Annotated in this window: 9 protein-coding genes and 1 tRNA gene; 3 read left to right on the top strand and 7 right to left on the bottom strand. The window is 61.1% G+C overall.

What is annotated here, in order from left to right; all coding sequences use genetic code 11:
- Positions 1 to 942: 942 nt before the first annotated feature.
- The gene (locus L21SP4_RS12660; protein ID WP_082116413.1) at positions 943 to 1,317 is read left to right on the top strand and encodes a transposase; all 375 of its coding nucleotides are present in this window, start codon (positions 943 to 945) and stop codon (positions 1,315 to 1,317) included.
- Between the two features lie 185 nt (positions 1,318 to 1,502).
- Here the strand turns inward: L21SP4_RS12660 and L21SP4_RS00680 are convergent, their stop codons facing one another.
- From L21SP4_RS00680 to L21SP4_RS00665, 4 genes are all read right to left on the bottom strand, one after another.
- On the bottom strand, positions 1,503 to 3,008 hold the full coding sequence (locus tag L21SP4_RS00680) for a sulfatase family protein (RefSeq protein ID WP_052880853.1): 1,506 nt from the start codon (positions 3,006 to 3,008) through the stop codon (positions 1,503 to 1,505).
- Positions 3,009 to 3,054: 46 nt separating this feature from the next.
- Positions 3,055 to 4,119, bottom strand: a complete 1,065-nt coding sequence (locus L21SP4_RS00675; protein WP_052880852.1) for a uroporphyrinogen decarboxylase family protein — start codon at positions 4,117 to 4,119, stop codon at positions 3,055 to 3,057.
- Positions 4,120 to 4,153: 34 nt separating this feature from the next.
- Positions 4,154 to 5,788, bottom strand: a complete 1,635-nt coding sequence (locus tag L21SP4_RS00670) for an arylsulfatase (protein ID WP_052880851.1) — start codon at positions 5,786 to 5,788, stop codon at positions 4,154 to 4,156.
- Between the two features lie 363 nt (positions 5,789 to 6,151).
- Positions 6,152 to 7,540, bottom strand: a complete 1,389-nt coding sequence (locus tag L21SP4_RS00665; protein ID WP_052880850.1) for an arylsulfatase B — start codon at positions 7,538 to 7,540, stop codon at positions 6,152 to 6,154.
- 215 nt (positions 7,541 to 7,755) lie between these two features.
- On the opposite strand from L21SP4_RS00665, the gene L21SP4_RS00660 reads away from it, so the two are divergent.
- On the top strand, positions 7,756 to 8,814 hold the full coding sequence (locus L21SP4_RS00660) for an IS30 family transposase (protein ID WP_052880849.1): 1,059 nt from the start codon (positions 7,756 to 7,758) through the stop codon (positions 8,812 to 8,814).
- A gap of 76 nt (positions 8,815 to 8,890) precedes the next feature.
- Here the strand turns inward: L21SP4_RS00660 and L21SP4_RS00655 are convergent.
- A tRNA-Pro gene (locus tag L21SP4_RS00655) sits at positions 8,891 to 8,964 on the bottom strand.
- A gap of 494 nt (positions 8,965 to 9,458) precedes the next feature.
- On the opposite strand from L21SP4_RS00655, the gene L21SP4_RS00650 reads away from it, so the two are divergent.
- On the top strand, positions 9,459 to 10,841 hold the full coding sequence (locus L21SP4_RS00650; protein ID WP_074041317.1) for a sugar porter family MFS transporter: 1,383 nt from the start codon (positions 9,459 to 9,461) through the stop codon (positions 10,839 to 10,841).
- A 38-nt stretch (positions 10,842 to 10,879) separates the two neighbouring features.
- On the opposite strand, the gene L21SP4_RS00645 is transcribed toward L21SP4_RS00650, so the two are convergent.
- Together L21SP4_RS00645 and L21SP4_RS00640 are read right to left on the bottom strand one after the other, a co-directional pair.
- Complete coding sequence (locus L21SP4_RS00645) at positions 10,880 to 11,764, bottom strand: DUF6599 family protein (RefSeq protein WP_052880848.1); 885 nt, start codon at positions 11,762 to 11,764, stop codon at positions 10,880 to 10,882.
- A complete protein-coding gene (locus L21SP4_RS00640; protein WP_052880847.1) occupies positions 11,761 to 12,903 on the bottom strand; it encodes an aldo/keto reductase in 1,143 nt (380 codons plus the stop codon). The genes L21SP4_RS00645 and L21SP4_RS00640 overlap by 4 nt, the downstream gene beginning before the upstream one ends.
- Positions 12,904 to 12,919: the final 16 nt, after the last annotated feature.

The following is a 12,919-nucleotide window of genomic DNA, read 5'->3' as shown; positions in this document are numbered from 1 at the left end:
CCCGTAGTGATCACACATTTCCGGAAAATGCCGATCGATATGGCGATCCCCGAGAAGTATAGATTTAGATATACTTTCTATATATGTCCACCGCCGGGTTCCGAACTGAGGTTCACGCAGGGAACTTACGACATTCATATAGAGATGTTGTGTGACGGAGAACGACGAGTATTCTCCGGAAGATGGGAACTGCGCTGGGTGCTCGGGACTCCATTATGAGAGAAATATAAAGGCCGCACATTGCGTCATTGTGACTGACGAACTGTCTTTCGTTCCGAACAAAGAAACAAAGAGTCACTTATTGACGCTCGCATATCAGGTGATGATCCAGGGGCAGCCATCTTTATACTGCACGACTATAGTTTCTAGCAACGGGAGTACGACATGTTGTTCTGGTCAAGTTTATCCGGGGGTTTCCCGCGTTCGATCCTTTTGACGGTTTGCCTGATGGCATCTTGCGGGTGTTCTGTCGCTCCTGTCAGATTCGCACGCCCTGTCAGCGGCACCCCTCATATCGGCAGGACGACGCGAAACGGGTGGTCTGTCAACTGGTCTGCGAGAACTAAAGGTGCCGGGGTGGATCTGACGGTTTTTGCTGTTGATCATTCGCCCTGCCGTGTTGATCTTGAAAACTCCTATATCGTGGATCCGAGCGGGGAAAAAAGAAGATCAGGGTGATTGAGAAGAAGTCGTGGATCAGGGAATGGGATCCCCGTGTAAAGTACATTAGAATGCATATAGACTTTCTGGATCGTGCTATATGCTTTAATCCGGGAATGTACATATTTCACATCGAGCTTATGGAATACGAAAGAAGGCATATCTACCATGGAAAATGGGAATTTATAAAGAGTTGGGGAACGCCGCTGTAACAAACAAAGGCCGCACATTGCGTCATTGTGACTAAAGATATGTCTTTCGTTCCGTTGATAGATATCTCCCATGCCAAGAGCGATTCGTCATGAGTATGCAGGTGCGGTGTATCATGTGATGTGCCGGGGGAATAACGGGCAATCGATATTTGAACCGGTTCGTCCGACGGCGTGGTCAAAGGAGCGATCGATAGTCGGCAAAAAAGGAGATGGACAGAGATTGTTTCTTTCAACGCTGGAAGAGGCCTGCCAACAAACCGGCTGGCGGGTTCATGCCTATGTGCTGATGAGCAATCATTACCACGTGCTGCTGGAAACACCGGAGGCGAATCTGGTGGCGGGAATGAAGTGGTTTCAGGGAACCTACACGCAACGGTTCAATGCGATGTTCAGATGCCGCGGGCATTTGATTAAGCGGAGAAACAGGCTGTGGCCTGGGTACTGAAGAGTCACACGACGGTGAGCGGGGTTTTGCCTTGCAGATCGCTTAAGAATGGGAAGCCGGGCGAATGTGTCGCGGGCATTGACGGCCATATCGCGCGGGGCGAATGCACAACATAAAGCTTTAAAGGAGAAAATGACGCAATGTGCGGGCATTAGCTTGGGTGACCCTTTAGCAAGGTGGCGGCATCAATGACCTGCGCCGCGGCGCTTCTCCCACTGCTTCCGGTAGTCGAGTCCCTTCCGATCCTGTTCCTCCCGTTCAGCGGGATCGAGGAAGGGGTCGTCGGTGAGTCGGCGCCAGTCGTCGATGGCGGTGAGCATGTTTTCCCGCACACCCTGGAGGTCTGCGCGAGAGGCGAGGTTGGTGAACTCGTAAGGGTCGCTGCGCAGGTCGTACAGTTCGACGCGCGGGGGGTGTTCGACCCGTTCGTAGACATCGCGGATCGGCATCTCCCGGTACTTCGGCTTCTGCGCCTCCCACCACGCGTTGCAGTAGTTGCGCGGATCGAGCGGGTTTTCGCGCTCGCCGCCGTAGATATTCAGGATCAGCTTATAGCGGTGATCGCGTGCCGTGTAGCGGGGGTAGAAATGCCATGGCACATGGGTGATGTACTCCGTAAAGAGGTAGCGCCGCCAGGCGGGGGCCGGCCCCTCCCGTAACAGCCCCAGAAGCGAGCGGCCCTGATGCGGGGCGGATTCTCCGGCCGATGCGGCATCGATGAACGTCGGAAAGAGGTCGATCGACGAGACCAGTTCCTCGCGCACCAGGCCCTCCGGGGCGCCGGGGGCGTTGACGATGAACGGCACGCGCGTCGCCCATTCGTAGACGGCCATCTTGCCCCTGGTCACGTCGGGCCCGTGATCACCGATAAAGAGTATCAGCGAGTCGTCCCACACCCCGCGCGCTTCCAGTTTTTCGCGCAGATCACCCACGCCGATGTCCAGCCGCGCCACCGCGCCGTAGAAGTCGGCGAGTTCCTCACGGATTTCGGGCGAATCGAGTCCGTAGAACGGGAAGGGCTCGATGTCTTCGGGTTTCGGGGGATCGGCGGGCAGGCCCTGTTTGACGCGCGGGAAGCGGATGTTGCGGCCGGGGCCGTAGGGGCCCTTGACGTCGGAAGCCCCGCGATGCGGGTCGATGTAACTGACGATGAGGAAGAACGGCGTGTCTTCGGGGACGGCGTCGAGGAAATCCGCCGCACGCTCGTTCTGCCACAGCACATCGCGGTCCCGGTTGATGTGGCCCATATCCTCGTTGTAGTAGTCGAACGTGAACTGATCGCGCGGCTGGAAGTGCGATTTCCCGATCAGGGCCGTGCGGTAGCCGAGTTTTTTGAGCTGATTGGGCAGTTTCGGCACGTCGTCGTGCATACGCTCCGTCCCGAAGTGGGAGAGGCCCATCATCCCGTGCTGATGCGGGTAGAGGCCGGTCATGATGCTGCCGCGCGAGGGACTGCACGACGCAGCCGTGACATGGGCGTTGCGGAACATCACGCCCTCCGCCGCCATGCGATCGAGGTTGGGAGTGTCGGCGTTCGGGTCGCCGTAACATCCGATCTGCTGGCCGAGATCGTCGGCGATAATCAGGATCAGGTCGGGCCGTTCGGGTTTCGCCAGCGCCAGGAGCGGGAACAGCGCCGCCGCGAACAACGCTGCGCGAATGCTCTTTCTGTATTCTTTGAATCCAACCATCTCTTTTTACCCCCTTCTACTCGCGCAGCGGCGCAGTTACATCCATTCAGTATCGACCGTGAGTTCGCACCGCCTCGTACATCGCGACCACGTTTTCCGTCGGGGAGTTGTCCTGCAGGGCGTGGGTGGGAGCGAAGCAGTACCCGCCCCCCGGCATCAGGACCTCCAGTTTCGCGCGGCAGTCGGCGACGGTATCTTCGACCGTACCCGAGGCCACGGGACCGGCGGTGGAGATGCAGCCGTGAAATGCGAGCCGACTGCCAAAATTCTGCTTGAGATACGCGGGATCCATGTTCGCCGCCTCGGGCTGGAGGGTATCGACCACCCGGATGCCCATGTCGACGAAGTCCTCGAACGCCCAGCTGCTCGATCCGCAGCTGTGGATCATGACCGGCAACCCGTGGGCGTGACCGAGATCGATGATCTTATGATGGCGCGGACGCAGCAGGTCGCGGTACATGTCCAGACTGATCATCGGACCGAGCTGAGTTCCGAGGTCTTCGCCCATCCAGATCATATCGAGGTGGCCGTCGCAGCGGTCGATGGCCCGTTCAAGCATGCCGAGCTGCACCTCGAGCCGCCGGTCCCAGAAGTCCATAAACGCCTCGTCGCCCTCCGCCATACGGATCAGCACGTCCTCGGTGCCCATCAGCATGCCGCTCGAATTTATGAAGTCGCCCACCCCGGGGCTGCCGACCATCCAGAACTTGTCGGGGTACTGCGCACAGAGCGCCGCGCCCTCGTCGTAGTTGAAGTCGTCGGGATCGGGCATCGGCCATTCGGCGAGCCGCTCCGCCTCTGCTTCCCTGAGCGGGAAATCGCAGTAGTCCCAGTAGCCGCCCGACCCGTGTTCAACCCAGCGCGTATGCATGCCCCATTCATTGATTTGGCGGTCGGGGACGGGATCGAACAGCGGAGCGCCCGTGTACATCGGGCAGAACGTATAGAGGTCCACTCCGAGCGCGGCGAGCAGGCCGTAGTTGTCCTCCGGGGCGAGCCCAAAGTGTCGCTTCAGGCGCTCATTGATCCCCGGGTTGCACATGTAATTGACCGGCACCCGGTCCGGCTCCTCGAAATGAATCGCCCTTAACGTCCGTTCCTTTGAAGTCACCTCACCCTCCGCCTCTCTTTTCCGGGGAACGTGCTCATTTCGTGTACCCGCCCTGTCTCCCGTAACGGTTGTCGATTTCATGCCACTCGAGAACCAGTTCCCGCAGTTTTTCGAAGTGACTGCTGCGCAGGTTATGCATCTCCGTGCGGTCCTCCGCGAGATGGTACAGCTCCCATTCATTTTCATCTATCGCCGCCGAAACGACCTTCCACTCGCCCTTGATCAGCGCGCGGTTGCCGGCGTGTTTGAAATAGAGCACCTCGTGACCTATGGGTTCGCCGCGGAAGGCGGGAAGCATGCTCCTGCCGGGGAACGGGGGGGCCGCCTCTGCAGGCGGGCGAACCGCGCCGCCGGCGAGTTCGAGGAAGGTCGGCATAAAGTCGATCACATGGCCTCGAGCATGGACGAACGACCCGGCTTCGACTTCGAGCCCCTCCGGCCAGCGTACGATCAGCGGCGTGGCGATGCCGCCCTCGTGCGTCCAGATCTTGTGGCGGCGAAAGGGAGTGTTGCACGCCGAAGACCACGCGGGGCCGAGCGCGAGCACGGTGTATTCGCTGCCCCAGCGCGCCTCGGGGTCGTGGTAGTAGAGCTGTTCCGCTTTCATCTGCTGATCGGGATACATCTGAGTGCTGTCGGCACCGTTATCGGAGAGGAACATTACGAGCGTGTTGTCGAGCGCATCGTTCTGCTCAAGCAGAGTAAGGACGCGGCCGATCTGGTGGTCGAGGTGATCGACCATCGCGGCGTGAATCTCCATCTTGTCCGCCTGCTGCCGCTGACGCTCCGGACTGAGCGAATCCCACGGCGTGTAGCGGTAGACGTCTTCGAAACCGAGCTTCTCGTTCTGCTCCCCGCGCGCGGCATCCGTCTGGGGCGAGTGCTCGGAGATCACATGCGGTTCCGGCGCAGCCGGCTCCCAGTCCGACGGGAACCCGAGTTCCCGCTGGCGCTCGAAGCGGCGGCGACGGATGGCGTCCCATCCTTCGTCGTAGACGCCTTCGTACTTGTCGACAAACTCCTCCGGCGCCTTGAGCGGATAGTGCGGGCCGAGGAACGACAGATAGGCGAAAAACGGGCGGTCGCTGTGTTCGTCGAAGTGCTGCTCGAGAAACTCGACCATGCGGGTACCGATCGCCCGGTCCATGAAGTAGTCGTCCTCGAGCGACGGCTGCGGGAGCATCTCACCGTCGAGTGCGTGGTAGAACGGCGTATAGTAGAGCCACCCCTGCGCCTCGTCGTAGGCGCGGTCGAATCCCGCGGAGTGTGCGGAGAGGCAGCCGGTCGCCTGGACATGCCATTTGCCGGAGTGGTAGGTGCGATAACCGTGCGGCTCGAGCATCTGCGGCAGGGGCGTGGTCCAGTCGACGTAGTTCCCGTTCCCCAAATTCGGGTCCGCGCCCGTCTGGGTCGCATAGTATCCCGTCATGATCGAGGTCCGCGTCGGCCAGCAGCGCGCACAGTTATAGAAACGGGTGAACCGTGTGCCCTCCGCCGCAAGCCGGTCGAGGTTCGGCGTATGAATTTCGCTCCCGTAGCAGCCGGGATCCGAGAAGCCGAGGTCGTCGGCGATGATCAGCAATATGTTCGGCCGTTTATCCGCCGCCCGCAGCGGGCCGGCCAACAGCCACAGCGTCAGCATGACGACCAGCGCAAAATGCTTCTTCATAACCACTCCTTATTCCGGCCGTTCCGGCCGGAGGAAAATCGCCTTCCACTGCCGGTTTCAAATCCGTCTTTTTTCGTGGCACGGGTTTTTCGTGGCACGGGGCACGGTACACGTTGCACGACTTCCTCGTGCCATGTTTCACGATCCCCACCGATCCCCCGTTCCGCGATTTTCACGTGTCACGATTTTTACGTTGCACGATTTCCCCGTTCCACGATTTCCTCGTGCCACGTTTCACGATCCCCACCGATCCCCCGTTCCGCGATTTTCACGTGTCACGATTTCCTCGTTGCACGACTTCCTCGTGCCACGTTTCACGATCCCCACCGATCCCCCCGTTCCACGATCTTCCCTTTCCGCTCTTCACGCATCCGGGCCAATCACTTCCGGAGGCTCCCAGCCTTCGGGCTTATCCCCGTCGCCCGTCTGCCAGAGGGCGGGCGGCGCCTCCTTTTTCAGGTGATCAAGCCGGCGGCTGAGGCGGTCGACGATCTCCGGGTGCGCCCGCGCCTTTTCGTAGGCGTTGTCCTTTTCATAAGGGTCTTCCCTGATGTTGAACAGCTCGTAGACCCACGGGCCGTTTTTCTTCGCAGTGCGGCGCAGTTTCCAGGGCCAGTCAATGATCGCGCCGCGGCGCAACCGTTCGGAATCCTCAAGGATAAAGACGATCTCCTCTCGGCCGGTCGACTCTGCCCCCTCGAACAAAACGGGCGCGAGGTCGCGGCCGTCGATCGGCTTGTCGGGCAGCTCCGCACCGACGAGATTCGCGAGCGTAGGCATGATGTCGACCGCATGCGCCAAGGCGTCGCTCGTCCGGCCGCCCTCGATCTTTCCGAGCCAGTAGGCGAAGGCAGGCACGCGCACCCCGCCCTCGTAGTAGGAACCCTTGCCCGCGCGCAGCGGCCCGTTCTCGCCCGCCTGCCGCTCGCAGCCCCCATTGTCGGAGAGGAAGAACACCAGTGTATTCTGGAGCTGGCCACGCGCCTCCAGGGCGTCGACGATCCGCCCGAACTGATTGTCCATCGCCGCGATCAGGCCGAGCAGCCCGCGGCGCTTGGGGTCTTTGACGTCCGAGTACGGCGCCATGTATTCCTCGGTCGACTGGTTCCAGGCGTGCACGGCGAACATGGGGTGGTAGAGAAACATCGGCTCCTCATCGAATTCGTGCTCCTCTATGATCCGTACGCAGTCATCGCCGAGCAGGTCCGTCGCGTAGCCCTCCTCGCGGAGCGGCTCACGGTTGCGGTGCCAGTCGAGTGCGCCGTTCCACTTGTGCGTGAAGTGATCGATCGCCGTGTAGAGACCATAGTGGTAATCGAACCCGCGTTCGGTCGGGAGATATTCCGGAGTGACATGGCCGAGATGCCATTTGCCGACGCAATACGTCCCGTAGCCCGCGCTCTTCATGACCTCGCCGAGCGTGACCTCGTCGAGCGGCAGTCCGTAGTCCAGATGATTGAGCACCACGCCCGAAGCCATGCCCGAGCGCCATGCGTAGCGCCCGGTCATCAGCGCCGCCCGCGTGGGCGAACAGATAGGTTGCGCGTAGAAACGCGAGAAGCGGACCCCCTGCGAGCTGATCCGGTCAATGTTCGGCGTCGCCGCCTCGCCGCCGTGATACCCCACATCGCCCCAGCCGAGATCATCCGCCATCACGAGCACAACGTTCGGCTGCCGTGACGCCGCCCCGAACGCAACCGTCGCCCCGAGCCACACGACCGCCGCCAACGCCACTTTTCGCACAATGTTCATTCGCCCTTTCCTCCACACCTCTTTTCAGGTCGTAATAGTTAATGCTCCGGGGTGTTAATTAGCATATAGTTCAGAGCGTGCAAAAGCGTTTATGGAGAAAATGAGATAAATGAGAAGTGTAATGTGAAATGCCGCAGGTATAGGAGAGAGCGTTCCATGCCGTGGTTCGCTATCCTTTGTGGTCTTACAACAGGACAACAGAGGAAGGAGACGGCATGGAACAGAATCAGAATAGCAGGAAGGGCAAGCACTTGACGAGGGTGGAGCGCATGGTGATTGAGCGGATGTCCCGTGGGGGGATCCCCCCACGGGACATCGCGGCCGCCTTGGAGCGTCACCCGCGTACGATCCAGCGTGAGCTCAAGCGCGGGACGGTGACCCACCGGGACTCGGAGTGGCGGGAATACCGGACCTACAGCAGCGATCGCGGCCAGGACCTCCATGATTACCACGCCACCGCAAGGGGGCCCGGTCTGAGGCTGGGCCGCAACTATGCGCTGGCCGAATTCATCCGTTGCCGCATTGTGGAACATAAGGAATCGCCCGATGTAGTCGCCTTTCGGATGCGTCAGGCCGGTCTGGAGGAGGTGGTGTGCACCAAGACGATCTATAACTACATCGATAAAGGCGTCATTTTCGGGCTCAGCAACGAGTCACTGTGGGAGAAGCGTAAGCGAGCCAAGCGGCGCAAACGCGGCGCTCGGCGGTTGGCGAAGCGGATTTCCAAAGGCAAAAGCATCGACCAGCGTCCCGAAGGAGCCGAGACGCGCGAGGAGTTCGGACACTGGGAGATGGACCTGGTGACCGGCCCCACGCGCGGGTCCAATGCCGCCCTATTGACCCTGGTGGAACGCAGACATCGGATCACGATCATTCGCAAGCTGCCTGATAAGAGCCAAGCCAGCGTGCTCAAAGTTCTCAGAGGGCTCGAGCGTGAACATGGCTCCCGCTGCTTCCGTCAGATCTTCAAGACCATCACGGTCGACAACGGCAGCGAGTTCCTGGACTTCGAAGCCTTAGAAGCCTCTTCCTTCTCGAAGCAACAGCGAACCCAGATCTTCTACGCCCACCCATACTCATCCTGGGAACGCGGATCGAACGAGAACGGCAACAGGATGATCAGACGGTTCGTGGCCAAGGGCCGGGATATCGCGCGCTTTACCAAGCAGAAAATCCGCGACATCGAGCTATGGATCAATAACTACCCGCGCCGGATCCTCGACTTCATGACCCCTCACGAACTCTTCACGAACGAACTCAAAACGATCTCATAAATGAAACAAGACCACTACATGCGGCATTTGGGTTTACAACCTACCAGAAAATGAGATAAAAAAAAGGGGTGGGGAATCGGGGAGACAGGATTCGAACCTGCGACATCCAGCTCCCAAAGCTGGCGCTCTGCCAGGCTGAGCTACTCCCCGTAAAGCGCAACACTGTATACCGTCGCGCGCGGGATGACAATACCGCCCCGTTGCGCGCCAGCGATTCTCATTATGGCTTCACCCTTTTCGGTCGGGGTGGCACCCGACCCTCCCAGTGCCCGAAAATGCGTCGGATATCGACTCGAGAGGGACGGCTGCCGCGCCGTCCGCGGTCGGAATGCGGCCATAATGAGAACTGCTGGTTGCGCGCGGCACTATGGCGCGGGGAATTAAGGGTCGCGCGGATGAACGCGGATACGGTTTTTTGCGCCGCAATAAACGTCCTGTAGATCCCCTTTTTTCCCGCCGGGACACCCTGATTCAATACTCACTTCAATGTTCACAGGGGGGGCGAGCGCGTTTTCGTGCCATGTTGAAGTCAAAAAAATTCCTGCAGCCCCCTCTGACATGCCTTCCATCGTCCATTCCGATCCTCCTTGTTCCGCACCCCCCGCGGTGTTAGATACTTACCGCTACACTGCAAAGGAGGCGGGATGAAGGAACGGGCCGGCGGAAATATGCTGTATGTGGCGCTGATCGCGATGGTGGCGGCGCTGGGCGGACTGCTGTTCGGGTACGACACAGCGGTCATATCGGGTGCGGTGGGATTCCTGCGCGATTTCTTTGATCTCTCCCCGGCGATGACCGGCTGGGCGGCGTCGAGCGCCTTGATCGGCTGCATTTTCGGTGCCGCGCTGGCAGGTACGCTCAGCGACCGGCTGGGTCGGAAAAAGACGCTGATCTTCGCCGCGGTGTGTTTCTTCATCTCCGCCGTCGGGTCGGCGATGCCCCGCTCGCTTACGGAATTCGTCCTTTTCCGTATTCTCGGTGGGGTCGGCGTGGGCGCGGCCTCGCTCACCTCGCCGATGTACATCGCGGAGGTCTCCCCGGCACGGATTCGCGGGCGCATGGTGACCGTTAACCAGTTCGCCATCGTGCTGGGAATGGTCGTCGTCTACTTCGTCAACTTCTTCATCGAACGGCACGGGGCGGGCATCAGCGAAACCTGGAACCTGAACTTCGGCTGGCGCTGGATGTTCGCGTCCGAGTCCGTGCCGGCCCTGCTTCTGTTCCTGCTTTTATTTCTGGTTCCCGAGAGTCCGCGCTGGCTGGTGAAGATGGGCCGGGAAAAGATCGCGAACGGGGTCCTTACGCGCGTCGACGGTCCGGCTCACGCCGAGCACGAGCTGCGCGAGATCCGGACCAACCTGGCACACGAGGGCGGTTCGCTGGCCCAGCTCTTCCAGCCGCGTATGCGTATCCTGCTCATCATCGGGATCAGCCTCGCGATCCTGCAGCAGGTCACCGGGATTAACGTGGTGCTCTACTACGCCCCGGAAATTTTTAAAGACCTCGGCGCGGACATGAATGCAGCGCTGCTCCAGACGGTCGCGGTGGGACTGGTGAACATGACGTTCACCGTGATCGCGCTGTATACGGTGGACCGCTTCGGGCGCAAGCCGCTCATGGTCATCGGATCGGCGGGCATGGGCCTCTCGCTGCTGACGCTGGGATTCGGTTTTTTCTTCCGCGCCACCGGGGCGTGGGCGCTGATCTTCGTGCTGATCTACATCGCCTGCTTCGCGATGTCACTCGGGCCGGTGGTCTGGGTCGTGCTCTCGGAAATCTTCCCCACGCGCATCCGAGGGCGTGCGATGGCGCTGTCCACGGTCGTGCTCTGGATCTCCTGCTACGCGGTGTCGCAGACCTTTCCGATCATGAACGATCATCCCGTGCTCGTGGATACGTTCAACCACGCCTTCCCGTTCTGGGTCTACGCGGCCTTCTGCGCCGTCACGATCTTTGTCGTGCTTCGCTACGTGCCGGAGACCAAAGGCAAATCGCTCGAGGAAATCGAACGGATGTGGATTGAATAAGCCGCCGGAACCCGCGTGAGACTTCGCCGTCCGCGCTTTCACCGGCACCGCTCGCGCGCCGCGCGCAGCAGCGGGAGCGAATCGGGCGGGGGATTGAGCAGGACGAAGACGCGCGCTCCGGATGCGGTTGCCAGTACAGGCCCGGCATACGGATGGTCGGCGCGCAGACCGGTCCGGTCCGCTTCATCCCATGGCTGCGGCGCCGCGTCGTATTCTCGCAGTTGTGTTTCGAGCGCGGCGAGCCCGGCTTCGGCCTGCGCGGCACCGGCCGTCGGAACGATCCACAGCGTGCTTTCTTCATCGCCGCAGCGATAGCGGGCCTTCCAGGCGGGCGCCAGCGCCTCGACCCCCAGCGGGGGTTCCACGGTGTAACTGAGCGAATGGGGGACGCGACCCTTCTCCGGGAACCAGGTCGTCGCGGAGGGCAGCACCGCCCTGCCGGGCAGGCGTGCATCGATCGCCTTCGCGGCGCGCACCAGCAGCGGGACCGTATCCTCTCCGGCATCGGCGTAGAGTTTGACGTAGTAACGTCCGCGGAAGAACCGCAGCACGTCGCCCCAGCGGTAACCTTCGGCTCCGGTTTCCACAAAGGTCGCCTCCGCGTCTCGCTCGGCGGCGTAGATGCCGAATGCGCGGGTCGGGTCCGGCATGGCGTAGAGGTCCGCCGTGAGCGATCCCTTCTCAAACCGGTAGACCCGGTGCGCCAGCCGCTCGAAGCCGTAGTCGAGGTAGAGCGGGGCGGCGCCGTTGATGTACTCGAACAGTTCCTCAGGGCCGAAACATTCCGTTTCGGAGGCCGCGACGGCTCCAAGGGAGTGCGGCGACGGAAGCAGCGCGGCGGGGCCGGGGTCGCGCGGCCGCGCGCCCGCCTGAGCATACACGGCGAGGGCGAGCGTTAACGCCGGGATAAGTCGGTATTTCATGCCAGGGCCTTTCGCGCGGCTTCGAGGCGGGCGACGATCCCGATCCCGTTCGGGCAGGCCGCTTCACAGCGGCGGCACGAGGTGCAGTCCGCCGACCAGCGGTACTGCGGCGCCACGGCATGATATTGCTCGAAGGCGTATTCCGGATCGCGCTCCTGCTCCAGGTAATAGTCTTTGCAGCGCAGCACGGTCGAGATCTCGATCCCCTCCGGGCAGGCCCGCTTGCAGGCGTCGCACATCATGCAGTTTTCAGCCCGCTGCCGCTGCGCCGTGCGGTAGAGCCGCTCGTCCTCCGCCGCGGTCAGTTCCGTGCGCGCCGCCGCGAGGTACTCGTCAAACATCTGCGGCGAATCCATGCCTTTTAAAATGGTGGTCAGGGCCGGATTGCGCAACAGCTTCTTGAGAAAGGCCAGCTCATCGGCGCGGCTTTTCTGCCCTTTCATGGTCTTCATGGCCATCACGCCCAGCTGCCGCTCATGCGCGTCGCGAAGTTCCTCCTCCAGCGCTTCGAGATTCGGCTGGTTGAGCGCGGGATTGAGCAGATGAAAAGTACCGCTCTCGATCCCGTTGCGCAGACAGTTTTTGATGTCGCCGTGGGTGGTGAGGCCGGCAAACCGCACCTTTCCCTGCTCCCGCAGAATCTCCAGGGACTCGCGCATATACGCTTCGGCCGCCTGGTCCCCCTTGTGGCGATTGAACATCAGGAAATCGACATGATCGGTGTTCAGCACCTTCAGCCACTGGTCGATCTTACTGAAATCGCGCTTCCGGTAGTCTTCACGGCTCAGGAAGTTGTCCTTGAGCGCGATGTAGACCCGGTCACGCTTCGTCTTCATGACCTTCCCCAGCCGCCGGATGCAGACCCCGCCCCGGTACCCGTTGGAGATGTGGACGAGATTGCAGCCCCGGTCGATCGCGTGATGGTGGGTGATCCCCTGCTCGTCGATCTTGATCCCGCCGAGCGAAAGGACGGAGAGACGGATATCCGTGTTCCCGAGCCGGCGATACGGCATGCCGGGTTCGTGGTTGAGTATCGCGGCTTCGTCGGATTCAGCGGCCCGCGCCCCGCCCCCGGCGGCGGCCAGGGCGGCGAGGCCGGTTCCCTGCAAAAGATGGCGTCGATTCAGTCGCGCGCTCATGGCCGTCACTCCTTCG

The sequence above is a fragment of the Kiritimatiella glycovorans genome, from assembly GCF_001017655.1.
Lineage (GTDB): Bacteria > Verrucomicrobiota > Kiritimatiellia > Kiritimatiellales > Kiritimatiellaceae > Kiritimatiella > Kiritimatiella glycovorans.
Note: the sequence above shows the minus strand (reverse complement) of the source record. Positions and strands in the feature narration are given on the sequence as shown.

Excerpts from the sequence above, each read along its gene's own strand:
- L21SP4_RS12660 (WP_082116413.1), top strand. The coding sequence starts at position 943 with ATGCCAAGAGCGATTCGTCATGAGTATGCAGGTGCGGTGTATCATGTG.
- L21SP4_RS00680 (WP_052880853.1), bottom strand. The coding sequence starts at position 3,008 with ATGGTTGGATTCAAAGAATACAGAAAGAGCATTCGCGCAGCGTTGTTC.
- L21SP4_RS00670 (WP_052880851.1), bottom strand. The coding sequence starts at position 5,788 with ATGAAGAAGCATTTTGCGCTGGTCGTCATGCTGACGCTGTGGCTGTTG.
- L21SP4_RS00665 (WP_052880850.1), bottom strand. The coding sequence starts at position 7,540 with ATGAACATTGTGCGAAAAGTGGCGTTGGCGGCGGTCGTGTGGCTCGGG.
- L21SP4_RS00660 (WP_052880849.1), top strand. The coding sequence starts at position 7,756 with ATGGAACAGAATCAGAATAGCAGGAAGGGCAAGCACTTGACGAGGGTG.
- L21SP4_RS00650 (WP_074041317.1), top strand. The coding sequence starts at position 9,459 with ATGAAGGAACGGGCCGGCGGAAATATGCTGTATGTGGCGCTGATCGCG.
- L21SP4_RS00645 (WP_052880848.1), bottom strand. The coding sequence starts at position 11,764 with ATGAAATACCGACTTATCCCGGCGTTAACGCTCGCCCTCGCCGTGTAT.
- L21SP4_RS00640 (WP_052880847.1), bottom strand. The coding sequence starts at position 12,903 with ATGAGCGCGCGACTGAATCGACGCCATCTTTTGCAGGGAACCGGCCTC.